Consider the following 24644-nt stretch of genomic DNA (forward strand, 5'->3'; position numbering starts at 1 on the left):
CTGAAAAAGGCCAGAATACGGTACAATGAATAGAGCTAAGATTGGCGAAGGAGAAGAAGTATGCCGGGCAAATTACTATTGGTCGACGGTAATAGTATAACGCACCGAGCTTTTCATGCCTTGCCTTTGCTCAGCACTAGTGCAGGAATCTTTACCAATGCCGTTTACGGCTTTACTCTTATGTTACAAAAGGCTTTAGAAGAAGCTAACCCGGATTATGTGGCTGTGGCCTTTGATCACAGTAAAGTCACTTTCCGGACTGAGCTTCTCGCTACGTACAAGGCTCAAAGGCCGGAGACGGCAGTCGAATTGCGTCCCCAGTTTGCCTGGATTAAAAAGCTCTTACAGGCCTGGCGTATTGCTACTTATGAATGCGAAGGATTTGAAGCTGATGACCTCATCGGTACCTTAGCCCGACAGGCAGTAGACCAAGGGTTAACCTGTCTAATTTTAACAGGAGACCGGGATGCCTTGCAACTTGTAAACGAAAAAGTAAAGGTAATGCTTATGCGGAAAGGGATCTCCCAAGTAGAGATTTATGATCCCCCGGCCATCAGGGAGCGTTATGGCCTGGAGCCTTTTAAGCTTATTGATGTGAAAGCCCTTATGGGAGATGCCTCCGATAACATCCCCGGCATTCCGGGAATAGGTGAAAAAACAGCCTTGCAGCTGGTGCGGGAATTTGGCGACCTGGAGGCAGTCTTGGCCAATGCTGGAAAAATTAAGCGGCAAAAGCTAGCGGAAAACCTAATGCTTTACGCTGACCAGGCACGCCTGGCCAAAAGCTTGGCTACCATTTGTTGCGAAGCGCCGGTCCAGCTGGATCTGGAATATTGCCGCCGGCGGGAGCCGGACTATGCTGCGCTCCTCTCCCTTTTTAAAGAATTGGAATTTCACAGCTTGATCAAAGATGTGCTGCGGAAAATGCAAGCAGGGGAAAGGGCAAATCTTAGTGAGAACCCTCCCAGGCAGAAAGTTCAGGTAAACTCTCTAACTTTACCTCCCCCTCTGGTCTTAGAAGGTATTAGTCACCTGGAGTATCTGGTACAGGATTTAGTCCGTGAAAAAGAGATAGCCCTGGAACTAAAGTTCACTTCGCCCACTTATATGGAGGCCGACGTTGAGGCCGTAGCCTTGGCTTGGGGAGGTAAAACTGCCGTATTGCCCGCCAGGGAATTGCCCCGGCAGGCCGTGGCTGTCGCCCTGGAACCCTTGGTGGCTGGTGAGCAGGCTGCCCTGCTTTTCCACGATGCTAAAGCCGCCTTAGTTTGGCTGGCCGAAGCCGGGGCCCAAATAGGGGAACCCGGAGGAGACACTATGGTGGCGGGCTATCTCTTAAACCCCACGGCTTCACGCCATGATCTGCCTGAACTTTGCCTAGAGCATCTGGATATAGCTTTGGTGGAGGGGGAAGACCCCTTGCTGGGCACAGCTCGCCGGGCCCAGGCCGTGCTTCAGCTCCATGGGGTGCTGGCGGAAAAAATTCGCCTGGCCTCCATGGAGGAGCTCTACCGGGAAGTAGAAGTGCCCCTGACCAGGGTGCTGGCCGCCATGGAGAGGAGCGGGGTGGCTGTAGATCTGCAGACACTGGAGCTCATGGGCTCGGAGTTAGATAATGCCCTGCAAAAGCTCACGGAGGAGATTTATAACTTAGCCGGAGAAAAATTTAATATTAATTCCCCCAGGCAGTTGGCCACTATTCTCTTTGAAAAGCTGGGATTGCCCCCGGTTAAAAAGACTAAAACCGGCTTTTCTACGGATGCGGAGGTCCTGGAAGAACTGGCTTTACAGCATGAAATTGCTGCCCGCTTGGTGGAATACCGCCAAATAATGAAGTTAAAGTCTACCTACATTGATGGGCTTAAACCTTTAATTAATCCCCGCACCGGCCGGCTGCATACCAGCTTCAACCAGACGGTTACGGCTACCGGACGTCTTTCCAGCAGCGAGCCTAACCTCCAGAATATACCGGTGCGGTTGGAATTGGGCCGCAGGTTGCGCAAAGCTTTTGTCCCCCGAGGGGCCGGGCGAGTGCTCCTGGCAGCTGATTACTCTCAGATCGAGTTGCGGATACTCGCTCATATTTCCGGGGATGAGAAATTGAAAGAAGCATTCCTTCTAGGAGAAGATATCCACGCCCGCACGGCTGCGGAAGTCTTCGGTGTTCGTCTGGAGGAAGTAACACCGGAGATGCGGCGTACCGCCAAGGCCGTGAACTTCGGTATTATCTATGGCATCAGCGATTTTGGCCTGGCCAGGGATTTGAGTATTAGCCGACGGGAAGCCCACGAATATATTGAGCGCTATTTCCAGCGCTACCAGAAAGTAAAAGCTTATCTGGAAGAAGTAGTGCAGAAGGCCAGGGAGACCGGTTATGTAACTACCCTTCTGGGTCGACGAAGGTATCTTCCCGACCTTTTCAGCCCCAACTATAACGTTCGTAGTTTTGGCGAGCGGACCGCCAGGAATACCCCCATTCAAGGCAGCGCGGCCGATATTATCAAAGTGGCTATGGTGTGTATCTTCCGCCGGTTACAAGAGGAAGGACTTAAATCGGAAATGATTCTTCAGGTACATGACGAACTCATCTTTGATGTGCCGGAGGAAGAGTTGGAACGGGTGGGCTTGCTGGTCAAGGAGGCCATGGAAAGGGCTATACCTCTGGATATACCTCTACAGGTGGATTTAAAGTGCGGCCCTAACTGGTACGATCTTAAACCTTTTTCTCTCCTCGCAAAGGAGGATACCCATGCCTGAATTGCCAGAAGTCGAAACCATCAAACGCACCCTGGAACCCAGGGTGGTGGGTAAGACTATAGAACAGGTAGACATTTTACAGCCGGCAGTAATCTCTGTTCCTTCTGCTCAGGAATTTGCTGCTCTTTTACCGGGTAATAAAGTGGTATCCCTAAGGCGCAGAGCCAAATATCTGATTTGGTACTTGAGCGGAGATTATGTTCTCATCTGGCATATGGGTATGACAGGACGGCTGGTATGGTTAACCCGGGGAACGCCTAGGGAACCCCATACCCACTTAATTATAACTTTTGATGGTGAGCAGGAAGTACGTTTTATTGATGTGCGGCGCTTTGGGCGGTGTTACCTGGGACAGCTAGACCAGGTATGGGCGCAGGCAGGCCTGGATAAGCTAGGTATAGAACCTTTAAGTGAAGAGTTTACTGCCCAGAGGCTCAAAGATATATTAAACGGTCACAAGCGCTCCCTAAAGCAATTGCTGTTAGACCAACATTGCATTGCCGGGTTGGGTAATATTTACAGCGATGAAGCTCTATTTGAGGCCGGAATTCACCCTATGCGGTCCGCCTCGAGCCTCAAAGATGAAGAAATAAGTCGCTTGCACCAGGCCATCCGTAAGGTATTAGAGACCGGCATTGTCCATGGTGGCACGAGTATTCGCGATTACGTGGATGGGAATGGCCAACAAGGCAATCACCAGGATTACCTCTCGGTTTATGGGAGAACAGGTCAACCTTGCCCGCGCTGTGGTACGCCCATCGAATGCTTGAAAATTGGCGGCCGCAGCAGCCATTTTTGCCGCAAGTGCCAGGTTTAGCGTACAGGCACCCTTTCTTTCTCCTCACGTATATTACTTATGGATATGGGGAGGGAGAAAGGTGTCTTGGGGAATAACACTGTTACTGGCTTTAGCCGTAAGCCTGGATGGTCTAGGGGTAGGCTTTTCCTACGGTTTGCGGCGCCTTAAATTACCCTGGGTAAGCCTCATTTTAATAGCTCTCATTTCAACGACCGTCAGTTTTGCTTCCCTAGCTGTGGGCAAACTTTCAGCTCTCCTCTTTAAGCCGGTTCTTGTACAGAGGTTGGGGGCCCTTTTGCTTTTAATCCTGGGCTTGGAGATGATTCTTGAAGCTTATCTCAAGGCTAGAGGGGAAGAACTAGAGGAGAATCATATTTTGATTAAGGTCCGGGTACCTCGCCTGGGAGTGGCCATAGCCATCCTTCAGGAACCACACCGGGCCGACCGTGACTGTTCCGGTAGCATAAGTGCTGGCGAAGCTTTAACCCTAGGCTTGGCTCTGGCCCTGGATGCCCTCGGTACGGGTGTTGGGGCAGGGGCAACCGGTTTTTCCTTATGGCTTACTCCTTTGCTCATAGGCTTGTGCCAGTTTCTTATGGTAGGGGCAGGCGTAGTGATAGGCCAGCGCTGGCAATGGAGAGAGTGGAACAAAAGGGGAGCCGCTCTGCCGGGAGTTATTTTAATAGCTATTGGTCTCTGGCGTATGTAATGGTATAATATGGAAGGTGCAGCGGTATGCTTGTTATAGGCTTAACAGGTGGCATTGCTTCAGGAAAGAGTACCGTGGCAAATATCCTTGCCGGTTTGGGGGCCAGGATAATAGATGCAGATAAAATAGCTCGAGAAATAGTGGAGCCTGGAAAGCCCGCCTGGGAAGAAATAAAGTTAACCTTCGGGCCGCAATACCTGAAGTTTGATGGGAGTATTGACCGGCGCGCCTTGGGTAATCTTATTTTTAGCGATGCTACTGCCAGGCAAAAGCTCAATGCCATCACTCATCCTTTAATTAAGAAAGAAATTACAGATAGAGTAGCTGTTTACCGAAAACAGGAACCGTCCGCGGTAATAGTTATCGAGGCTCCCCTTTTGCTGGAGGCAGGTATGCAGCCAATGGTGGATGAAATCTGGGTAGTAACCGCACCGGAAGAGGTGCGGTTAAAAAGGCTAATGGCCCGGGACAACCTTTCCCGGGAAGAGGCCTTGCAGCGCTTGAAATCGCAGTTACCAGAGGAAGAAAGGCTTAAATATGCTACCCGCATAATCGATACGAGTAAAGATTTAGCTACTACCACGGCTATTGTTAAGGCCATATGGCAGGAATTGCAAAGGCGGATGAAAGGTTCATGAGCAGTAATCGGAGAGCGATCTTACTTATAATTGTAATGGTTATAGCAGTACTAGCTCTGTTTAAAGCCACTGGTCGCTTATTTTATCCTTTACCCTATCGCGAGAGCGTATTTTTTTATGCCCAAAATAACGGCCTTGACCCTTTGCTGGTAATGGCTGTAATACGCACGGAGAGCAAATTTTATCCCTTAGCCGAATCTTCCACGGGCGCCAGGGGCTTGATGCAGCTCATGCCAGAAACGGCCCGCTGGGTGGCCGGTAGATTAAAAATACAATTTCAGCCGGAACGGCTTTTTGAACCTGAATATAATCTTAGGCTGGGTACCTGGTATCTGGCCTATTTGATCCGCGAATTCAACGGAAACCTCGGGGCAGCCCTGGCAGCCTATAACGGGGGCAAAGAGAACGTCAAGGGATGGCTGGCCGGCGGTATTTGGAGCGGTAATATCGCTGATCTTAAGAAGATTCCTTTTCCGGAAACGAGGGAGTTTGTCCGCCAGGTGTTGCGCGACTACCGCATGTATCGTATTTTTTATCCCGAGCTACGTCAACAAAACCTTTAACCCTTAAGTATAAGAGAAGGTATTTGTCGCTTGAGGGAGAATAATAACATAAAATAGGGAAGAACGGACATATGTCCTTAATGTAAGGAGAGTGGAAAAGTTTGACTACACAGGAAATAACTTCTCTGGAACAAGTTCGCCAGTTGCAAGTAGATGGTAAAAGGCCATTTTTTTCGGCCCAACATGAAGAGATTATGAGCGGGGCTACAACTGACATTTATTTTGTGCGCACTTACGAAATTCTAAAAGATCTGGGCCTTTTACATACAGAAGTAACGGCAGAGATTTTTCCCCGCCGACAGGGTATTATGGCCGGTGTACCAGAAGTGCTTAACCTTTTAAGGGGGAAAAAAATAGAAATTTGGGGTCTTCCGGAAGGAACTCCCTTTGAACCGAAGGAAGTTGTTATGCGCATCAGGGGCCCTTACAGTGAATTCGGTCTGTTTGAGACCACTATCCTGGGAATGCTAGCCAGCTCCAGCGGCTGGGCTACGGCAGCCAGGGAGGTCAAAGAGGCTGCTGGCGACAAACCATTTATCTGCTTTGGTGCCAGGCACGTTCACCCAGCAGTGGCTCCGGTGATGGAGCGCGCAGCCCTTATCGGCGGAGCCGCAGGGGCGAGCTGCATTCTTGCTGCCAAAATAGCGGGGATTGAACCCCAGGGGACAGTGCCCCATGCTCTCTTCCTTATTATCGGTGATACCGTTGAAGGAGCCAAAGCTTACCATCGCCTGATGCCGCCGGGAGCCAGACGGACTATCTTAGTAGATACCTTTAAAGACGAAGCCGAAGAAGCTCTGCGGGTAGCGGAGGCTCTGGGACAGGCCCTGGATGGGATACGGCTGGATACCCCTAGCGAGCGAGGTGGTGTAACGCCGGATTTGGTCCGGGAAGTGCGGGCCAGGCTGGACGGGGCAGGTTTCCATCATGTACGCATCTTGGTATCCGGAGGTCTAACACCGGAAAAGATTCGCCTTCTGGCAGAAGCCGGTGCCGACGCTTTTGGGGTGGGTAGTTATATCTCCGGCGCTCCTCCTATTGATATGACCATGGATCTGAAAGAGGTAGCTGGCCGGCCGGTAGCCAAGCGGGGCCGCCTGCCGGGTATTATTCCTAATCCTAAATTAGAGCGTCTTTATCCTTGACAGCGCTGCTGTTTATGCATATAATGAAAAACAGAAATGAATAGCGTGTCGGAGTGGCGGAACTGGCAGACGCGTACGTTTGAGGGGCGTATGGGGAAGCCCGTGCGGGTTCAAGTCCCGCCTCCGACACCAAAGCCTTGGAAAGTAAGCCCTTGCGTAAGACGGTGTGCAAGGGCTTTTTATTTTTGCGTATGCGGGTAAGGTAGCTATTTATATACTCACGTGGGCAATTGGAGCTAGCGGATAACCGAAGAAGAAAAAATATTTCTTAATAACTGCAAATATATATGAGGCAGAGACCCGTAAGAGATAGGAGGGGTTCCGTGCTGGTTTTACGCTTGAGATTATGGTTTTTAGCCCTAGTCATCTTTTTAGCCATACCTAGTGTTCTAGGTATAGTATGGAGTCAAGCAAGTGGTAAACTGGTTTTCACCACCGCTACCACTAGGGACACAACCAGCATAAGTCAGGCGCTGGAAAATATTTTTAGAATTAGGGTTCAGGCCTTGGTCTCAGGTGATACCAGCGGGCTGGATAACTACTACGATAACACCGAGACCACAGGACGTTGGGCATTAAACCATGAAATTGGCCGCAGCAAATATATTCAGGAATGGTTAAGCAAACGCAACCTGGAGCTGGCAGCTTACAGCCTCCAGCTCAAAATAGTGGATGTCGGCCTTAAAAGTGATAGTCAAGCTTGGGCTTCGGTTTCCCAGCATATTATTCTCCATTACCGAAAACCAGTTTTGCCTCAAACCCAGGTAAGCCAGATGGGTCTGCGCACTATCCACTGGGTGGAGATGGTATGGAAAGATAATAAATGGTTGATCCAGAAAGAGTGGTATTGGGATCCTTTTGAAACAGATGACCTAACCCCGGATATTGCTCCCCTTCCTTCGGAAATACCCTCCAATACGGTTTCAGGACAAGGGCGCAAGGGCAAGTATAACCGGGAAGCTGCAGTGCGCTATGCCGATCGCTACAGTGGTGTAAGGATAGGTCCCGGCGATGGCCGGTATAACCCGGCTTACAAAGACTTTACTTATGAAGGGGGCGATTGTGCTAACTTTGCTTCACAGGTTTTAACGGATAAGAAAGCGGGAGGCATACCTACGGATTGGAATTGGTTTTACAGCGAGGGGAAGGGAACGAGGGCTTGGGTTCAAGCCGAGGCCCTGGTCCACCATCTGATTGACAGCGGCCTGGCAGTTTTGGTCAAACGGGGTAGCTTTCAAGAAGTGTTTGAGGCTATAAATCTTTTGGAGCCCGGCGATATTATCGGTTATGAAGAAAAAGGGGAAATTGTTCATGTGTCTATAGTAGTGGGTAGAGATGCCGAGGGCTATCTGGTGGTGAACAGCCATACAGCCGATCGGTACCATGTGCCTTGGGACATGGGCTGGGATCGTAAAAACCTTTACTGGCTTCTCCACATTACTTATTAAAGTATCTCTGATTACCAGGAGTGCCGCCAATTATTTCCTTGACTTTTGCTAAAGAAAGAGAAAAAATACACATAAAAGCTTTTAAAGATTAGGTAGGAATTAACTTAAACAGTTGGGGGGTTAGAGCTTTATGGATCTACATGAAGCCATCTGCAAACGTCGGAGCATCAGGAAGTATAAACCTGACATGGTATCGCGGGAAACTATAAGCAAAATTCTAGAATATGCCATGTGGGCTCCTTCGGGCCTTAACTGGCAACAATGGGAATTTATAGTAGTAACAGGTGCTAAAAAGGATGAATTAGCTGCTAGCTATGGCAGGATTACAGAGTTTGCTATGCCCCCGGCTGGCCAGCGTACCCCGGATCAGGAGAAATTCCTTCAATGGGCTAAAACTTTTGGCGGTGCTCCTGTGGCAATCGTGGCCTTGACCCCTGTTCATGGTGACGCGGCCACCAGAAAAATGAACCTCGAAAGTGTAGCAGCAGCCTTTAGTTACCTTTTGCTAGCGGCCACGGCTGAAGGCCTGGGTACCTGTTGGATGACAGGTCCCTTACGTAATGAAAGGGAAGTCAGGCGCATCCTGGAGATTCCTGATGATAAAGAAATTGTAGCCATAACACCTTTAGGATATCCGGACGAAGAACCTGTTGCGCCCCCGCGGCGGGACCCGCAAGAAAAAATTAAATGGATTGGATGATGGATGAAAGGGCTGGAGCTATTGAAGCTACCCGCCCTTTTCCTTTTATTTAACTACGACATAAAGACCCATAAGCGAGGGAATACTGGTAAAAGAAATGGTCCACAGAAAGGGGGTAAAAACAATGGCAGGGGTCGAAATGGGCTGGGAGAAATGGAAAGATACTTTGGCTGCAGCAGTAAATTTAGGAAACATGATTGGTATGAATGAAAATACCATAGATAATATAGCCTACCGTGTGGGCAACTTCTTAGCTTCTAAAGTTGATCCTGCCAATCGGGAACAGCGGGTATTAAAGGAATTGTGGGAAGCGGCCAACGATAACCAAAGGCGCGTCCTGGCCGAGATAATAACTCAAATGGTCAGCGATGGAAAGTGAGAAATAAAGCCTATACAAAAAAGAATAGGGGAGTTTTAGCTCCCCTCTATATATTTTTTGGTTTATTATTAGACTTCTTTGATAGCATCGCTAGGGCAAGATTCAATGGCTTCCCGGGCACAGTCCTCGGAATCTTCAGGTACCTCATTTACGATGACGTGAGAAAGGCCCTCATCATTCCAATCGAAGACTCCCGGGCAAATATCAATACAGGCCCCACAAGCAATACAGAGATCCTGGTCAACATAGACTTTCATCTTTAATACCCCCTAAATTTATAAGTGTCGTTTCTAAAGCATTAGGTATTCTGTACGGCCGGAAAACTTTTCATACCTTTGGCCCCAGTTAATGGGTGGCCTCTTTGGTACGCGGAGTCTTTACCCAGACCTGGGGCTGGCGATTGAGCAACTTCATAATAGAAGCAGAAGTATAGGGTAGCGGCAGGAAAAAGCTCGCTATGGGGAGAGCTAAAAGTTGCAATACCCCCAAAATCTGTTCATACCAGGGCACAGGTGCCATGAGTCGGCGGAAGTGGAAAAAGATATAAAAGGTAAAAGCATAGTATACGAGAAAAAGGTAGTGCAGGATCTTGCGAATTACAAGTGGTATCACTGACGGATCCAGGTATCCATTTATACCCAGGAATAGAAAGGTTAAAGGAATAAATACAGCTGCCTGATAGAGAGTCCATTCGCCCTGGCCTTTCCAGAAGAGATTATAAAGTAAGGGCCCTCGTTTTTCCCACTCATACTGGGAAGCCCAGCGGAATTTATCGCAGACCTGCAAGTGCCCGCTGCCCCAGCGCAGGCGCTGGCGGAAAAAGGCGTGGAAAGTGGCCGGAGTTTGTTCTGTACTGTAGAAGGGGAAGTATTCAGCCCATACGCCAGTTTCAAGATAAGCGCGCACCCCCAGTTCCAGGTCTTCTGTTAAAGCGCGGTGATCATACCCCCCGATGCGTTCGAGAAGCCTGCGTCCTACAAAGAGGTTAGTACCCCCCACAAAGGGGAGACGTCGCATCAGTACCGGCATATACCATTTATGGGCTATAGCCTGGTACAGGGCTGCTACCTTGGTGATAAAGCCCAGCTGGAAGAAGTTGCGGACCTGGAAAACTGGCCCCTGCCAGATCCTTTCCCGGGGATCCTGCAGGTAGGACCAAGCTATGTAGAGGAGCACCTTCTCTTCGGGGTGGCTCTCTGCATCATAAAAACCGCAGATAATAGAGCGCTGGTCTACGGCTGAAAGTCCATAGTTTAATGCCCGCCCCTTAGTAGAAGGGACAGTCCGCCCCAAGCAAAAGCCGCGGTAACGCCCGTCAAAATCGTAGGGGACCGTACAGTGCTTCAACCGGGGCACATTAGTACGAGCAGCAAATTCCCTAATTTTGGCTTCTACCACATCCTGAGTAGTAGGCTCTGTACCACCCTCTTCCTGGCGAGCTAATAATTCTTTCTCATCGGTGATAACTATGATTTCGTAGCGATTTTTAGGATACTCGAGCGAAGCCAGATGTTCGATGGTATTAGCTATTACATCAGCCTCATTGCGGGCCGGGACCAGGATAGAAAAGAAGGGCATCTCCATCCCTTTGTCCCTGGCTAGGGCTTCTACTTTAGCAATGTTTAAATTCGGCCTTTTCTTCCAGAAATAGTGATCTGCATACCACTTCCACACAAAATACCTCATGAACAAGACAAGGAACAGGAGGTAAAAACCAATGGCTATCAAGTAAAGAACTTGTGCCCATTCTAGTCCAGTTTCCCAGTCCATTTTTTGTCTCCCCCATTTTTTGGGTAATTCAACCTCTATAAATTATAACACCGACTAGATTTATTACCAATTCCCCAATTTTTCTCCTGGGCCAGTTTTCCCTTTATTCCGTTATTGTATCCGTCTTTACCTAAACAATCTTTAACTTCCTTGGTATATTGTTTTCTTAGACCCTTGTCCGCTTTAAGTAAAAAAAAGAGGGTTGCCCCTCCTCGTTAAATAAGAAACTTTTTACTTCTAAGTACCTACCAGCCCATCATCCTACCCATCATTCCATAGCCATAACTCCAGGCGGCTCCGGTGTTACTATTGCTACCTGGGGTCAGGCCCCCACGGAAACCGCCGCCCCACCATCCCATCATACCACCGGGGCCCAAGCCGCCACAATGCCAGGGTCCCAGGTTATTGTTCCGCCGGAACTGTTCTGTCTGTTCTATCTGTTGTTTCAGGAACTCTCCTTGCTCCTTGCTAATTTCCCCGCCTTCTACGTACTTGTCGATGATCTGCTTGCGCAGTTCGACGATCTGCTGGTAAAGGGCATCGATCTCCGCTTTTTGGTCACCAGTTACGGCGGCAAAGGCTACCGGTACCGCGAGTACCAGCAGGAAGACTAGGGTGAGGACGAGGGCTATTTTTTTAGTCATTGACCATCTACCTCCTTCCCGGTTTTAGTGTAACCCATATGTATGACAGAAATTTGAGTTAAATATGGAGAAAAAATGAAGATTTGAGTGTTGACAAGGGGGTTAGGTAATTTCTATACTGTGTTTAGTAATACTATAGTTTTTTCTTAAAAATAGGTGGTAAAAGCGAAATGCGGGTTTGTGGCCAGAAAATACGCCAATTGCGGGAAGAACGGGGTTATTCCCTTCAAGACCTGGCCCAGAAGGCGGGAGTCTCTGTTTCCTACCTTAGTGAAATAGAGCGAGGGGCCAAAAAACCTTCCCTTAAAACCCTGGAAAGGATAGCAGCCGCTTTAAATATTCCCCGGGAACAGCTAGTAGAAGCTGACCTCAACCGCGGTTTGGTGCTGGGTCAGCGCCTCCGCCTGCTCAGGGAGAGGGGAGGGCTTTCTTTGAGCCAGTTTGCGGCCCAGGTAGGTATTTCCCCTTCTTACCTGAGCGAAATTGAACGGGGGAATGTGTATCCTGCGGTAGATACCATTAAAAAACTAGCGGAAGCATTGAAGGTACCTTTAAGTACCCTCTGGGGGCAGGGGGAAAGCCTGGGTCAGAAGTTGCGCTTGGCACGGGAAGAACAGGGGTTGACCCAGGCAGAGCTGGCCCAAGCGGCAGGTGTGTCAGCCGGTCTGATAGGACAGATTGAACAAGGGAAAGTACAGCCCTCCCTTAAAACTTTGGAGAAGTTGGGAGCTGTCCTCGGAATATCCCCTTGTTATTTTATTGCCGATGATGCTGGCGTAGAAGAGATTTTGCACCAAATGAGCCCGGAAGTGCGCTGCTTGCTTATGGACCCTAAGGTGCAGTCCATTTTACGTTTGGTATGCAATTGTACGGAGAAAGAGCTGCGCTTTATATTGAACTTTATTCAACTTTATAAACGCACCCACTAGATTTTTAATTCATCTATTACCCGGCGCAAGGTTTCAGCAGAGTGCTGCAAGGCTAGCCTTTCCCCCGGCGCCAGAGACAAGGGGAGTACTTTTATTCGCCCTTTTTGACCTACGACGCAGGGCAAACTTAAAGCTACCTCCTGCTTGATATCGTAAAGGTCATGGATGACACTGGACACGGTGAGGACCCGTTTTTCATCGCGCAGGATGGCTTCTGTTATGCGGGTTAGAGCCAGGGCTACGCCGTAAGAAGTATATCCTTTACGCTGTATTATTTCATAGGCGGCTTCCCTCACCTGGTGGCTGATTTCCACTTTAAAAATATCGCGGTCGGTTTTACTATCGAGCAAAGGGAATTCGTCCAACCCTATACCGGCGATATTCGATAAGCTGAAGAGTAGTACTTCTGTATCACCATGTTCGCCTATAACATAAGCATGGATATTGCGCGGGTCGATCCCAGCTTTAAGGCTTAAAAGATGACGAAAGCGGGCGCTATCTAGTACTGTTCCTGAACCTAACACTCTGGTAGGGGGAAGGCCCGAAATCTTCCAGGCCACGTAGGTTAAAACATCTACAGGATTAGTTACCATAAGGATGACGGCCTCGGGGCAATATTTTATTAGCTCGGGCAAAGTCTGTTGGACAATGCGGGTATTGCGTTGAGCTAAATCCAGGCGCGTTTCCCCGGGTTTCTGGTTGGCACCGGCCGTGAAGATAATTATATGGGCACCAGTGCAATCTTTTATTTCTCCGGCCTGGATTTTTACAGGTCGAATAAGGGTGGCCGCGTGGGATAGATCAAGGGCCTCGCCTTCTGCTTTGGGTTTATTGATATCCACCAGCACTATCTCGCCCACTAAACCGCTGAAAAGTAGAGCAAAGGCTGTGCTGGACCCCACAAACCCGGCGCCAATGATAGCTACCTTGGCTGTACCCTGTTTAAGCATAACCTCACCTCTCTGAAAATTAGTCTAACTTTTTTGGGGCAGGCTATTCCGGACATGAATTTAAGCCAGCTGGAAACTTTTGTAATAACCGTGGAAAAAGGGACCCTTTCGGCAGCAGCCGAAGAACTACACCTTACTCAGCCGGCGGTAAGCAAACAGCTTAAAGCTATGGAGGAATTTTTTGGCGTACGCCTCCTGGACCGCTCAGGTCGCGAGGTAAAACTGACAGAAGGGGGGCGTATTCTTTACCGTCGTGCCCGGGAGATCTTGCGCTTATTCGAGCAATTACAACGAGAGCTTGCCGAGGTAACTAATCTAGTACGGGGCGAGCTGCTCCTTGGGGCCAGTACTATTCCCGGCCATTATGTACTACCTCGCTTGATAGGTGATTTCAAAGCCAAGTATCCGCAGGTGGAAATAAAATTAGAAATTGGCGATTCCGAGGATATTATCAAGAGATTGATAGAAGGAGAGATCGACCTGGGGGTGGTAGGGACCGAGGAGCGGAAAAAGGGCTTGCTGTACCAGCGGCTGGCGGAAGATGAATTGATCCTGATTGTACCGGTGGACCATCCCTGGGCTAGCAGGCCTGCCCTTAAAGTGCAAGAACTGGCTGAGGCTTGCTGGGTTTGGCGCAAGCAAGGATCCGGGACGCGGAGGGTGGCAGAAGAAAAGCTTAAAGCTGTCGGCTTTACCCTACCTCCCCAAAGGATAGTCGTGGAGTTGGGGAGTACAGAAGCTATAGTGAGCGCCGTGGAAGCAGGTTTAGGAGTATCACTGGTAAGCCGCTGGGCTGCAGAAAAGTCCCTCCGCTTGGGTCGGCTGGTAACAGTGCCACTCGAGGGAGTAAATTTAAAGCGGTATCTTTATTTGGTGCGCCGGACTAGACAATTAGCTCCGGCAGCCTCGGCCTTTGTTGAATTTGCCGAGGGGTGGGGAAACCGTTAGAGAAAGGGGAGGCTAAAAATAAATGCGGATCTTTGAATTGCACAGGCGCCATAAGGAGATGGGGTCTTATCCTGCTATCATCTATCAAGGTCGAATCTTTACTTACGATGACCTCGAACGGCAAATCAACAATTATACTGGGTACTTACAGTCCTTAGGAGTAACCCCCGGTGAAAGGGTAGCCCTCTGTGCACCCAATTCTCCCCAATATATTTTTAGCTATTTAGGCGCTAGCCAGGCGGGAGCCATGGTTATTCCTTTAAACTTAATGCTCACGTTAGAGGAAATTAGTTACATACTTCGTGACTCAGGAGCGAGCACCTTAATATTGCACCCCGCGATTCTGGAACGCCTTAAGGGTCAGAATCTACCTTCCCTGGAAGCTTTGGGGATTAAACGCCTGATTGTCCTCAATGAGGAAACTGCACAGGCTATTGCAGCCGCACCTCCCCCGGCACCGGTACCTATTCAGAGCAGCGACATTTGCACTTTCCTCTATACTTCCGGTACCACGGGACGGCCCAAGGGAGCTATGCTTAGCCACGATAACCTAGTGGCCAATGTTCTAGCCTTGGAGGAAGTTTCTCACTTTGGCCCGGATCATAATTTCCTATGTGTCCTCCCTATGTTTCACAGCTTTTGCTGGACGGTAAATGTATTACTACCCCTTTACCTGGGTGCGCGTATTACCATTAAGAGTGCTTTTCAGCCTAAGGACATATTGCGCACTTTGATAGAAGAAGACATCACCATCTTTTGTGGCGTGCCTTCCATGTTTGCCGTTCTATGGCGCATGGTCGACAGGGAACGTTTTAGCTCCTTAAGGTTTTGTATTTCCGGCGGTGCCCCCCTGGCAGTAGAGGTTCAGCGCGGTTTTGAAGAGAAATTTAACTGCCCTCTCGTAGAAGGTTACGGCTTATCCGAGGCTTCGCCAGTAGTTTCCTTAAACCCCCTTTATGGCCTGCGCAAGCCCGGTTCCGTGGGCCTACCTTTGCCAGGAGTAGAGGTGAAGATAGTAGATGAGGATGACCGGGAAGTGCCCTTGGGAGAAGTGGGCGAACTGGTAGTGCGCGGACCAAATGTTATGGTTGGCTACCATAATTTGCCAGTGGAAACGGCCAGCGCTTTACGCGGGGGGTGGCTCTATACAGGTGATCTGGCCCGGCAGGATGGGGACGGCTACTTATATATAGTTGACCGGAAAAAGGATATGATAATTTTAGGCGGGTTTAACGTTTATCCCCGGGAAGTAGAAGAGGTGCTCCTGACTCACCCGGCGGTGCAGGAAGTAGCGGTAATAGGAGTAGGCGATCCTTTGAAAGGAGAAATTGTTAAGGCCTTTGTGGTCTTGCGCGAAGGAGCTCATGTCAAGGGGCAGGACCTCCAGGAATTCTTAAAAGAACGGCTGGCAGCTTATAAAATACCCCGGCTGTGGGAATTTGTGAGTGAGCTGCCCAAGAGCCCCACAGGGAAAGTGTTAAAGAAAATGCTTAAAGATAGGGAAAGGGCAGGAAAGGATTATAAATAGTGGAAGTAGGCGGCATTGTTCTGGCAGGCGGCAAAAGTTCGCGCATGGGTACCAATAAGGCCTTGCTCCCTGTAGGCCGGGAAACCATGATCGGGACGGTTGTCAAGATCCTTAAGTCCCTCTTTCCGGAAATCATTGTGGTAGCCAATGAGCCGGAATTATATCAGGATTTAGAGGTAAAACTGGTAAAGGATCTAATCCCGGGCAGCGGTCCTTTAGGCGGCATTCATGCTGGCCTAGTGGCCTCCCCTTACTGGTATAATTTCGTGGTGGCCTGCGATATGCCCTTTCTAGAACCACGGCTGATAACTTTTATGGTAGAGCAGGCGCCGGGGTACGATGGGGTAGTTCCGCTTCTGGGGGAGCGCTTTGAGCCCTTGCACGCTATCTATTCTAAGGGCTGTCTGCCGCCTATCGAGGATTGTTTAAAGAAAAGGATTACCAAGATTATAGCCTTTTACCCGGCAGTCCGTTTGCGGTATCTGGAAGTAGAAGTTGTAAGCCGCTATGGCGATCCCGGCAAGATTTTCTTTAATATCAATACTCCGGCTGATTTGACCTGGGCTCGCCGCCAGGCCGGGGAGGAAAGAAAATGACCAGGGTACCGGAATGGGAGGAAGCGCTGGCCCTTCTTTCGAAAGATATCCGCCCCCTTGCCCCTCAGAAGCTACCCCTTACGGAGGCCACAGATCTGGTGCTGGCTGAGGACATAGTGGCTGTCCATCCCTTTCCTCCTTATCCCCGTTCCCTGGTGGACGGTTATGCCCTGGGCCCTCCGGCCCCCCGGTACCGCCTGGTAGGAGAGGTGCCGGCCGGTAGCCATTATCCGGGTTGTTTAGCGCCTGGGGAGGTAGTGCGCATCTTTACTGGGGCTCGAGTACCTCCCGGTACAGCAGCTATTTTACCCCAGGAGCTAGTCAAGGTGGAGGATGAGACTCTGCTGGAGGTAGAACCAGGTTCCTTCCCGCCGTCCCGAACCTCCTACTTTGAGCCTGAGGGGAGCCAAATAACGGCCGGGGAAAAAGTCCTGGCGCTGGGGGACGTTTTGGGCCCGGCGGAAATAGGCCTTTTAAGTGTATTGGGTTATAAAGAGGTATCCGTTTATCCGCGACCCCGGGTAGCCTTAGCGGCTATAGGCAGCGAGCTCAAAGATCTAGCCGATGCGGAAAGCAAAGAAGGCTTGATTGCTAGTAACCTCTACGCTTTGAGAGCGGGCCTTACGCTGGCGGGTGCGAGGATTTTGCCTTTGCCCGTTTTACCCGACGACATGGAAACCTTAGTAGCCGCCTTGGGGCCTGCTATAGAGAAAGCGGATTTGCTGGTCACCACCGGGGGTACCGGAAAAGGGGATTACGATTTGGCTGCCAGGGCTTTTCAAAAGCTAGGGGCCAGCCTTCTCTTTACCAGAGTCAATTTTCGCCCCGGAGGGCGAATAGTAGCTGCCCGAGCAGGGGGAAAAATTTTGCTAGGTCTTCCCGGTACTCCTTCGGCTGCCCTGGTAGGCTTTTATCTGTTGGTAATCCCAGTAGTACGAGCCCTCTCCGGAGGTTCCCCCTATCCCCTTCGCTGTCGCGGGATACTGGCAGAATCTATTTACAAGGAGCGCCGCCAGCGCACTTTTCTTTTTGCCCGGGCGGAGATCTCTCAGGGTTACTGGCAGGTAAAGGGGATAAACCTCAACCAAGGTGCCTTACGAGCCGGCATAGGGGCTAACGCCTTGCTTGACCTGCCACCAGGAACAAATCCTTTAATTTCCGGTACCGAGATCGCGTTTATTTTTTTAAAGGGAGTGAGGCTATGATACCTGTTATCTCCGTAGTCGGCAAATCCGACGTGGGCAAAACCACGCTGCTCATTAAGTTGTTGCCCGAACTCAAGGCCCGTGGTTACCGTATAGCCACTATCAAACACGATACCCATGGCTTTGATATCGACAAGCCGGGCAAAGATACTTGGAAACATGCCGAGGCCGGTGCTGATATTGTAGTTATTTCCTCACCCACTAAAATGGCTCTTATTGAAAAAGTGCCCCGGGAACTTACTCTGGACGAGGTAGCGGCCCGCATCCAGGGAGTAGATCTCATCATCACAGAAGGGTATAAACGGGGCGATAAGCCGAAAATAGAGGTGCACCGGGCAGCGGTGGGGGGTGAGCTCCTCTGTACGGAAGAGGAGCTCCTGGCGGTAGTTACCGATGAACCCCTGCCGGTCAACGTTCCCACCTTTGGTTGGGACGATGTGGCGGGCTTAGCCGATCTTATTGAGGAAAAGATACTCAATTCCTCGCCCTCTTCTCGACAGTGGTAAAAAAGAATATAATAAAGCATAAATAAATTATAATGAAACTGCCGGGGGTGAGGACATGCAAAAGCCTTTAAGCACTTATGATCGCGCTATTTTAGAATTGGAGCAGGATATTCTTCACATGGGGGACTACGTCTCGGCTAGCGTAGCCAAAGCTTTGGAAGCCTTAAAACAACAGGATGTAGTCCTGGCCCGGCAGGTTATCGAAGGTGATACTATCACCGATGACTGGAATTACAACATTGAAGAAAAAGCCCTGGAGCTTATTTCCCTCCAGCAACCTTTAGATAAAGACTTGCGCACCCTGGCCACTGCCATGCGGGTGGGGAGAGAATTGGAACGCATCGGGGATTATGCTGTTAACATTGCGGAGATAGCTATCCGCCTGGCTGATAAAGGACCTTACTTTAAACCCCTAGTAGATATACCCCGTATGAGCGATCTGGCTCAGGCCATGCTGCATAAAAGCTTAAACTCTTTTATCACTCGGTCCATAGAGAGGGCCAAGGAAGTGATGGCGGCCGACGATGAGGTGGACCGTCTTTTTGAAAAGTTGTATGAAGAACTTATCGACTATATGAAAAAAGGGGCCCAATATATAGACCAGGCTAGTTATCTGTCTCTGGTGGCTCGTTACCTGGAGCGCATTGCTGATCATGCTGTCAACATTGCGGAAATGGTAATTTTTCGGGAAACAGGTATCCGCCGTCCCTTCAGAACCAATAATGTATCTCAGGAGGCACTGAGTTAGTGGAGGTGCTTCGCCTGTTGACCGGCCTCCTGGGGGGGCTGGCCCTTTTTATTTTTGGTACCAACCTGATCAGCGATGGCCTCCAAAAAGCCGCTGCCGCAGAAGTACAAAAAATCTTAAGCACCTTTACCCGACACCGGATAGCAGGTATGCTGGTAGGGCTGGTAGTTACTATTTTTTTGCAAACCAGCGCTGTTACCACTGTACTCCTGGTGGGGTTTGTGAGCGCAGGCTTAATGAGCCTAGGTCAAGCCCTGGGGGTAATCTTGGGGGCTGCTATCGGCTCCACTATTACCGTCCAGCTTATTGTTTTTAGGATAAGCGATTACGCGCCTTTGGCGCTGGTTTTGGGTGTGGTTCCTTATCTTTTGGCCCGACGCTGGCGGTGGCGCTACCTGGGCCAGGCTATTATAGGGTTTGGCCTTCTATTTTACGGAGTTTTAAGTATGTCGGCTGCCATAGAACCTTTAAAAGATTTTCCCGCCCTGGTCTCCGACTTGGAGCGGTTGGCCTTTCGCCCCTGGCTCATTTTTCTGGCTTCCACCTTCTTTACAGCTATTATACAGAGCAGCGCCGCACCTGTCGCCTTAGTTATTTCCCTGGCTGGCCAGGGAATGATATCTCTGGAACCGGCCCTGGCCGTAGTCTTGGGGGCTAATGTAGGTACCACGGCCACCGGCCTTCTTTCCAGCTTGGGAGCCTCCCGAGAAGCTAAACGGGTGGCCCTGGCCCATTTCTTCTTTAAAATCCTGGGCGCTTTGCTCTTTTTACCCTTTATAAATATCTTTGGCCGGCTGGCAGCCTTTACTTCGCCCCTGCTGCCGCGCCAGATCGCCAACGGACATACTCTTTTTAACGTTATTAACATGCTTATCTTCCTACCTTTTACTCCCCAGGTGGCACTATTGATGGAAAAAATATTGCCTGATGCTCCCAGGGAGGAGAGGATAGCCAAATACCTGGACGAAAGCTTGCTGGAAGTTCCTGAACTGGCTCTGGACCAGGTACGTAAGGAACTATTGCGCATGGCCGACATTATACGGGAGGAAATGTTTCCCCGGGTAATGCAGCCTTTACCTTTTCGGGAAGTAGGGGTGGCCAAGAAGCTTAGAGAATTAGACAGTATTCTCGATTATTTATACCAGGCCATCGCGCGTTATCTGGCCCGTATGGCCAGTGGCCCCAGTGAAAAGGAAATGATGGAAAAAGCCCAGCTGTTATATATAGCTAATGACCTAGAACACATCGGGGATGTGGTGGTACAAATAGCCCGGCAATGGCGCAAAATAGAGGAAACGGGGATTGGTTTTTCGGCTGAAGGCCAGGAAGAAATGCAGGAGATGTACCGGCGAGTCCAGGAAAACTTTAATAAAGCTATAACAGCCTTTGCTACTGCTGACCACCGCCTGGCCGTCCAGGTAATTAAAAGCCACCCGGAAATTCTCAAAATGGAAAAGACTTTGCGCTTTTCCCATTTCCAGCGCCTTCAGCGGGAAAACCGCTTGAGCCTGGAGACGACGGCTATCCATATGGATCTTATCAACCACCTTCTCCGCCTAAATAACCACAGCGTAAACATTGCCCAGGCCGTGATGGGGATTATTTAGGTTGAAATAGGCCGGAATAAGGTGTATGCTTAAGTCGGCGCGGAGCTCAACAATAAACTGGCATCCTGAGGAGGTAGAAGTATTGTATGAAAGGTATATGGGTAACCGAATTACAAACCCCTGACCTGGCCCTTTCCTGCCGCATAAAGAAAACCCTGCACCGGGAAAAAACACCTTACCAGGAGTTGACGATAGTAGATACCGAAGCCTTTGGCCGCATGCTGCTACTGGACGATGTAATCCAGACCACCGTGAAGGACGAATTCGTTTACCACGAAATGATTTCCCATGTTCCCTTAAACACCCACCCTAGTCCCAAGGAAGTTTTGGTAATAGGTGGCGGCGATGGCGGGGCTATTCGGGAAATTATTAAACACTCCAGAGTGCACCGCGCTGTTCTGGTGGAGATAGATGCCCGCGTAGTGGCCAATGCCCGGGAATACCTGCCCGAAATAGCCTGCGGCCTGGATGATGCTAGAGTGGAGATAAGATTTGAAGACGGTATAGAGCATATCCGCCAACTGGAAGGTAAATACGATGTAATAATAATTGATTCCACCGATCCGGTGGGGCCGGCGGTCGGTCTCTTCGCTCGCGAATTCTACCAGAATGTCTATCGGGCCTTAAAACCCGATGGCCTGTTTGTGGCTCAAACGGAGTCTCCCTTTTTTAACCCGGATTTTATCCGTCGGGTCCAGCAGGACATCGCTAGTATCTTTCCTATAACCAGGCTTTATTTGGCCACCGTACCCACTTATCCCGGCGGGTTATGGACCTTTAGCCTGGGAAGTAAGAAATACGATCCTTTGGCTGTAAATCCGGAACACATCCCGCACCTCCCTACTCGCTATTACTCCCCGGAAGTTCATCGTGCGGCCTTTGCCTTGCCGCCCTTTGTGCTGGAAATATTAAAGCCTGGTGAAGATAAGGAGATTTTTTAGTGCAGGATTTTAACAAGGAAGTAAAATTCTTACGCGGTGGGGCCTTTCTGGGGAGCAAGGAAGATTATGCGGCGTCCAGGATGTGCCTTTGGGGTATACCCCTAGATGTTACCTCCAGTTTTCGTCCGGGGAGCCGGTTTGCGCCCCAGGTTATCCGGTCTGTTTCTGAAGTCCTGGAAGAATTCAGCCCTTCTTTAAAAAGGGATCTGAAAGAAGTACCCTTTTGCGATTTAGGGGATTTAGACTTGAGCCCGGGGAAAATAGAAGAAAATCTGGAGCGCATAGAAGCTGCGGCTGCCCAAATTTTAAAGGACGATAAATTTCCCTTAAGCCTGGGGGGAGAGCACCTGGTGACCTATCCCCTCATCCGGGCGGTTCACCAACATTACCCAGATCTGGCCGTCATCCACCTGGATGCCCATGCCGACCTGCGGGAGGATTATCTGGGCGAGAGGTATTCCCATGCCACTGTTATGCGACTGGTGGCTGAAGAAATAGGGCCGGCTAACCTTTACCAGTTGGGCATAAGATCCTGTACGTGGGAGGAATTGATTTACGGCAGCGAAAAAACTAATTTGTTCCTGGATAAAATCCAGTCGCCCTTGTCCCGTCTGGTCCCGGAACTAAAGGACAGGCCTCTCTACATTACTTTGGATATAGACGTAGTAGACCCGGCTTTTGCCCCTGGTACCGGTACACCTGAACCTGGGGGTTGCCAACCTCAAGAGATTTTCTCTGCTCTATATCTCCTGAAGGGGGCACGGGTGGTGGGCTTAGACCTGGTGGAGGTTTGCCCAGCTTATGATCATAATAATATTACGGCTATCCTGGCTGCCAAAATCATACGAGAAGCTATTTTATGCTTCGGGTAATAATTCGCAAGATAAAACCCGGTCTCAATCGTGGACAAAAGGGACCGGGTTTCTACTTTTGTAGACAGGTAAATTTTTGATGGCCTAAATTCGCAAAAAAGGGCTTGTCAAAGGATCTTTTAGATGCTATAAAATACGACCAGAAAGTTGCTGCGGGGGAAGAGGAGGCCGAAGTCTTTGAGTTATTCGGTCATTAAAGAAAACGATGTTTTCCTTTTATTTGACAAACTGGGCGATGTAGCCAAAGAAGACGGTTCCAGTTTGGGCCTGTACACCCGGGATACTCGTTTTCTCAGTCGAATGGAATATTATATCAACGGGCGAAAACCCGTACTTCTTAGTTTCAGTTCCGAAGAGAACAATGAGGCGACCATCTTATTAACTAACCCCGAGATAGATTTCGGTAATGGCCTATTATTACCCCAAAGCTCTTTGTTTATCCGGCGCCAGTTATTTATAAGCGGAGGGGCTCTGTATGAAAAGATCATCCTGCACAATTACCACCGGCAGGAGATCGAGATAACCTTGGATTTATACCTGGAGGCCGATTTTACGGATATCTTTGAGGTAAGAGGTTATATTCCTGAACAGGTGGGGCGAAATCCGTCGGTTACAGTGGGGAAAAAGCAAATGGTTTTTCACTACCTGGGAGCCGACGGTTTATATCGCCGGACGGAGATAAAATTTGAACCAGTCCCCAGCGAGCTGTCCAGGGAGGGAAAAGTTAGCTACCGAATTAAGCTGCCGGTTGATAAAAATTATTCTATAACCATTTTTATTGCTCCTCTTATTGAGGGAGAACGTCGCCCTTCTTTACGGAATACCTCCCTGGTTTTGCAGTCTCTAAAGAAATCATATCGGGATTGGGTCCAGAGTTGTACGGAAATTACTACTGATAACCGGGATTTTAACGAGTGGATCAGGCAGAGCCTGCGCGATCTGCGTACTTTGATGATCGACTTTGGCGAGGGATTATTCCCGGTAGCCGGGGTACCCTGGTTTGCTGTACCTTTTGGGAGGGACAGCTTAATTACCGCGGTGCAAACACTAATACTCAATCCCTCCATAGCCAGGGCCATCATCCGGACCCTGGCCAGGTACCAGGGGCAAAAAGTTGACCCCTGGCGCGATGAGCAGCCGGGTAAAATACCTCATGAGATCCGCAGGGGGGAACTGGCCAATACCAAACGGATACCTCATACGCCTTATTATGGAACTGTAGATGCCACTCCCTTATTCTTGGTCTTGCTAGCCGAGTACTACTACTGGACGGGAGATGAAGCTTTCGTCCGTGAGTATTTACCTGTTGTTTACCAAGCCATGGCCTGGATTGATGAATATGGGGATCGTGATGGGGACGGATTTGTGGAATATTTAAAGGAATCTCCGGTAGGTATCGAAAACCAGGGATGGAAAGATTCGGGAGACTCTATTGTTCATAAATCTGGCGCTTTAGCTGAAGCCCCCATTGCTTTGGCTGAAGTTCAGGGCTATATTTATGATGCCAAGATCAAGTGGGCTGCTATATTTGAAAGGCTGGGAGACTTTAAGAAAGCCAAAGAATTGCGGGAGAGTGCTAATAAGTTAAAGCAGGCATTTTTCCACGCCTTTTGGATGGAAGATTCCCAATTCATAGCTCTAGCTTTAGATAAGAATAAGCGGCGGGTAGAAACGGTTACTTCCAATGGAGGACACTGCCTGTGGTCTGGCCTGCTGGATAAAGAGCCCGCGAGGCGAGTGGCAAAAAGGTTGTTGGCACCGGATATGTTTTCTGGATATGGGATTCGCACCATGAGCAGTAAAGCGCGGGCGTACAATCCCATTAGCTATCATAACGGTTCTGTCTGGCCTCATGATAATTCTTTAATTGTAATGGGGTTTGTACGATACGGATTTCGTCAAGAAGCTAACCGGGTGATTGAAGGCTTATTCCAAGCGGCCAGACACTTTAATTACCGCTTGCCCGAGCTCTTCTGTGGGTTTGCACGGGACAAAGGCAGACCGGTGCCTTATCCTACTGCTTGCTCGCCCCAGGCATGGGCAGCAGGTACGGTATTTCTACTGCTTCAGGCCATTCTCGGCCTGTTTCCCAGGGTAGCCCACGGACAGCTTTACCTGAACCCGGTTCTTCCGGAGAGCATATCCTATATACAGGTACAAAATTTGCAAGTAGGCTCTGGTACTCTAGAAGCGTTGTGAAAAACTCATTTTAATTAGCAGGTATTAGCATATCGACATCGAAAATAGTAATGACATCTACTT

Annotated in this window: 24 protein-coding genes and 1 tRNA gene; 21 read left to right on the forward strand and 4 right to left on the reverse strand. The window is 49.6% G+C overall.

Annotated elements, in window-relative coordinates:
• Positions 1–60: 60 nt before the first annotated feature.
• From polA to AC1BI1_RS06795, 10 genes are all read left to right on the forward strand, one after another.
• Positions 61–2757, forward strand: coding sequence for a DNA polymerase I (polA, locus tag AC1BI1_RS06750; protein WP_476716520.1), 2697 nt, complete (start codon positions 61–63; stop codon positions 2755–2757).
• On the forward strand, positions 2750–3574 hold the full coding sequence (mutM, locus tag AC1BI1_RS06755; protein WP_476716521.1) for a bifunctional DNA-formamidopyrimidine glycosylase/DNA-(apurinic or apyrimidinic site) lyase: 825 nt from the start codon (positions 2750–2752) through the stop codon (positions 3572–3574). The genes polA and mutM overlap by 8 nt, the downstream gene beginning before the upstream one ends.
• A 61-nt stretch (positions 3575–3635) precedes the next feature.
• On the forward strand, positions 3636–4265 hold the full coding sequence (ytaF, locus tag AC1BI1_RS06760; RefSeq protein ID WP_476716522.1) for a sporulation membrane protein YtaF: 630 nt from the start codon (positions 3636–3638) through the stop codon (positions 4263–4265).
• Between the two features lie 26 nt (positions 4266–4291).
• Positions 4292–4903, forward strand: a complete 612-nt coding sequence (gene coaE, locus AC1BI1_RS06765; protein ID WP_476716523.1) for a dephospho-CoA kinase — start codon at positions 4292–4294, stop codon at positions 4901–4903.
• The gene (locus AC1BI1_RS06770) at positions 4900–5466 is read left to right on the forward strand and encodes a lytic transglycosylase domain-containing protein (protein ID WP_476716524.1); all 567 of its coding nucleotides are present in this window, start codon (positions 4900–4902) and stop codon (positions 5464–5466) included. The genes coaE and AC1BI1_RS06770 overlap by 4 nt, the downstream gene beginning before the upstream one ends.
• A gap of 101 nt (positions 5467–5567) precedes the next feature.
• Positions 5568–6611: a nicotinate phosphoribosyltransferase gene (locus AC1BI1_RS06775; protein ID WP_476716525.1), complete on the forward strand. Its 1044-nt coding sequence runs from the start codon at positions 5568–5570 to the stop codon at positions 6609–6611.
• Between the two features lie 47 nt (positions 6612–6658).
• Positions 6659–6743 (forward strand) — tRNA-Leu (locus AC1BI1_RS06780).
• 191 nt (positions 6744–6934) lie between these two features.
• Positions 6935–8059 carry an amidase domain-containing protein gene (locus tag AC1BI1_RS06785; RefSeq protein ID WP_476716526.1) on the forward strand — a complete coding sequence of 375 codons (1125 nt, stop codon included), beginning with the start codon at positions 6935–6937 and terminating at the stop codon, positions 8057–8059.
• Between the two features lie 130 nt (positions 8060–8189).
• Positions 8190–8759, forward strand: a complete 570-nt coding sequence (locus AC1BI1_RS06790; RefSeq protein WP_476716527.1) for a nitroreductase family protein — start codon at positions 8190–8192, stop codon at positions 8757–8759.
• A 124-nt stretch (positions 8760–8883) separates the two neighbouring features.
• Entirely contained in the window at positions 8884–9138 is a 255-nt protein-coding gene (locus AC1BI1_RS06795; protein WP_476716528.1) for a DUF3243 domain-containing protein, read from the forward strand.
• Positions 9139–9206: 68 nt separating this feature from the next.
• Here AC1BI1_RS06795 and AC1BI1_RS06800 read toward each other — a convergent pair whose 3' ends face one another.
• The 3 genes from AC1BI1_RS06800 to AC1BI1_RS06810 all read right to left on the reverse strand — a co-directional run bounded on the left by AC1BI1_RS06800 (position 9207) and on the right by AC1BI1_RS06810 (position 11552).
• Complete coding sequence (locus AC1BI1_RS06800; protein WP_476716529.1) at positions 9207–9395, reverse strand: ferredoxin; 189 nt, start codon at positions 9393–9395, stop codon at positions 9207–9209.
• Positions 9396–9483: 88 nt separating this feature from the next.
• On the reverse strand, positions 9484–10908 hold the full coding sequence (locus tag AC1BI1_RS06805; RefSeq protein WP_476716530.1) for a glycosyltransferase family 2 protein: 1425 nt from the start codon (positions 10906–10908) through the stop codon (positions 9484–9486).
• Between the two features lie 245 nt (positions 10909–11153).
• Complete coding sequence (locus AC1BI1_RS06810; RefSeq protein ID WP_476716531.1) at positions 11154–11552, reverse strand: YckD family protein; 399 nt, start codon at positions 11550–11552, stop codon at positions 11154–11156.
• 170 nt (positions 11553–11722) lie between these two features.
• On the opposite strand from AC1BI1_RS06810, the gene AC1BI1_RS06815 reads away from it, so the two are divergent.
• Positions 11723–12481: a helix-turn-helix domain-containing protein gene (locus AC1BI1_RS06815; protein WP_476716532.1), complete on the forward strand. Its 759-nt coding sequence runs from the start codon at positions 11723–11725 to the stop codon at positions 12479–12481.
• Here the strand turns inward: AC1BI1_RS06815 and AC1BI1_RS06820 are convergent.
• Positions 12478–13431, reverse strand: coding sequence for an L-lactate dehydrogenase (locus tag AC1BI1_RS06820; protein ID WP_476716533.1), 954 nt, complete (start codon positions 13429–13431; stop codon positions 12478–12480). The genes AC1BI1_RS06815 and AC1BI1_RS06820 overlap by 4 nt on opposite strands.
• Positions 13432–13485: 54 nt before the next feature.
• Between AC1BI1_RS06820 and AC1BI1_RS06825 the strand changes: the two genes are divergently transcribed.
• The 10 genes from AC1BI1_RS06825 to AC1BI1_RS06870 all read left to right on the forward strand — a co-directional run bounded on the left by AC1BI1_RS06825 (position 13486) and on the right by AC1BI1_RS06870 (position 24581).
• A complete protein-coding gene (locus tag AC1BI1_RS06825) occupies positions 13486–14379 on the forward strand; it encodes a selenium metabolism-associated LysR family transcriptional regulator (protein WP_476716534.1) in 894 nt (297 codons plus the stop codon).
• Positions 14380–14401: 22 nt separating this feature from the next.
• Entirely contained in the window at positions 14402–15907 is a 1506-nt protein-coding gene (locus AC1BI1_RS06830; protein WP_476716535.1) for a long-chain-fatty-acid--CoA ligase, read from the forward strand.
• Entirely contained in the window at positions 15907–16503 is a 597-nt protein-coding gene (gene mobA / locus AC1BI1_RS06835) for a molybdenum cofactor guanylyltransferase (protein ID WP_476716536.1), read from the forward strand. The genes AC1BI1_RS06830 and mobA overlap by 1 nt, the downstream gene beginning before the upstream one ends.
• Positions 16500–17708, forward strand: coding sequence for a molybdopterin molybdotransferase MoeA (locus tag AC1BI1_RS06840; RefSeq protein WP_476716537.1), 1209 nt, complete (start codon positions 16500–16502; stop codon positions 17706–17708). Before mobA ends, AC1BI1_RS06840 begins: the two co-directional genes overlap by 4 nt.
• Positions 17705–18214, forward strand: a complete 510-nt coding sequence (mobB, locus tag AC1BI1_RS06845) for a molybdopterin-guanine dinucleotide biosynthesis protein B (RefSeq protein ID WP_476716538.1) — start codon at positions 17705–17707, stop codon at positions 18212–18214. The genes AC1BI1_RS06840 and mobB overlap by 4 nt, the downstream gene beginning before the upstream one ends.
• A gap of 55 nt (positions 18215–18269) precedes the next feature.
• Positions 18270–18962, forward strand: a complete 693-nt coding sequence (gene phoU / locus AC1BI1_RS06850) for a phosphate signaling complex protein PhoU (protein WP_476716539.1) — start codon at positions 18270–18272, stop codon at positions 18960–18962.
• Positions 18962–20569, forward strand: a complete 1608-nt coding sequence (locus AC1BI1_RS06855) for a Na/Pi cotransporter family protein (protein ID WP_476716540.1) — start codon at positions 18962–18964, stop codon at positions 20567–20569. Before phoU ends, AC1BI1_RS06855 begins: the two co-directional genes overlap by 1 nt.
• An 86-nt stretch (positions 20570–20655) precedes the next feature.
• Positions 20656–21510 (forward strand): polyamine aminopropyltransferase, encoded by an 855-nt coding sequence (gene speE, locus AC1BI1_RS06860; protein WP_476716541.1) that lies wholly within the window; start codon positions 20656–20658, stop codon positions 21508–21510.
• On the forward strand, positions 21510–22382 hold the full coding sequence (gene speB, locus AC1BI1_RS06865) for an agmatinase (RefSeq protein WP_476716542.1): 873 nt from the start codon (positions 21510–21512) through the stop codon (positions 22380–22382). The genes speE and speB overlap by 1 nt, the downstream gene beginning before the upstream one ends.
• Before the next feature lie 177 nt (positions 22383–22559).
• Positions 22560–24581: an amylo-alpha-1,6-glucosidase gene (locus AC1BI1_RS06870; protein WP_476716543.1), complete on the forward strand. Its 2022-nt coding sequence runs from the start codon at positions 22560–22562 to the stop codon at positions 24579–24581.
• Positions 24582–24644: the final 63 nt, after the last annotated feature.

The organism is Thermanaeromonas sp. DSM 22490 (assembly GCF_056378755.1).

Coding starts and splice junctions, on each gene's coding strand:
- AC1BI1_RS06800 (WP_476716529.1), bottom strand. CDS start 9,395: ATGAAAGTCTATGTTGACCAGGATCTCTGTATTGCTTGTGGGGCCTGT.
- AC1BI1_RS06795 (WP_476716528.1), top strand. CDS start 8,884: ATGGCAGGGGTCGAAATGGGCTGGGAGAAATGGAAAGATACTTTGGCT.
- coaE (WP_476716523.1), top strand. CDS start 4,292: ATGCTTGTTATAGGCTTAACAGGTGGCATTGCTTCAGGAAAGAGTACC.
- AC1BI1_RS06770 (WP_476716524.1), top strand. CDS start 4,900: ATGAGCAGTAATCGGAGAGCGATCTTACTTATAATTGTAATGGTTATA.
- mutM (WP_476716521.1), top strand. CDS start 2,750: ATGCCTGAATTGCCAGAAGTCGAAACCATCAAACGCACCCTGGAACCC.
- AC1BI1_RS06815 (WP_476716532.1), top strand. CDS start 11,723: ATGCGGGTTTGTGGCCAGAAAATACGCCAATTGCGGGAAGAACGGGGT.
- speE (WP_476716541.1), top strand. CDS start 20,656: ATGAAAGGTATATGGGTAACCGAATTACAAACCCCTGACCTGGCCCTT.
- AC1BI1_RS06810 (WP_476716531.1), bottom strand. CDS start 11,552: ATGACTAAAAAAATAGCCCTCGTCCTCACCCTAGTCTTCCTGCTGGTA.
- AC1BI1_RS06805 (WP_476716530.1), bottom strand. CDS start 10,908: ATGGACTGGGAAACTGGACTAGAATGGGCACAAGTTCTTTACTTGATA.
- AC1BI1_RS06790 (WP_476716527.1), top strand. CDS start 8,190: ATGGATCTACATGAAGCCATCTGCAAACGTCGGAGCATCAGGAAGTAT.
- AC1BI1_RS06840 (WP_476716537.1), top strand. CDS start 16,500: ATGACCAGGGTACCGGAATGGGAGGAAGCGCTGGCCCTTCTTTCGAAA.
- polA (WP_476716520.1), top strand. CDS start 61: ATGCCGGGCAAATTACTATTGGTCGACGGTAATAGTATAACGCACCGA.
- AC1BI1_RS06820 (WP_476716533.1), bottom strand. CDS start 13,431: ATGCTTAAACAGGGTACAGCCAAGGTAGCTATCATTGGCGCCGGGTTT.
- AC1BI1_RS06825 (WP_476716534.1), top strand. CDS start 13,486: ATGAATTTAAGCCAGCTGGAAACTTTTGTAATAACCGTGGAAAAAGGG.
- phoU (WP_476716539.1), top strand. CDS start 18,270: ATGCAAAAGCCTTTAAGCACTTATGATCGCGCTATTTTAGAATTGGAG.
- mobB (WP_476716538.1), top strand. CDS start 17,705: ATGATACCTGTTATCTCCGTAGTCGGCAAATCCGACGTGGGCAAAACC.
- AC1BI1_RS06830 (WP_476716535.1), top strand. CDS start 14,402: ATGCGGATCTTTGAATTGCACAGGCGCCATAAGGAGATGGGGTCTTAT.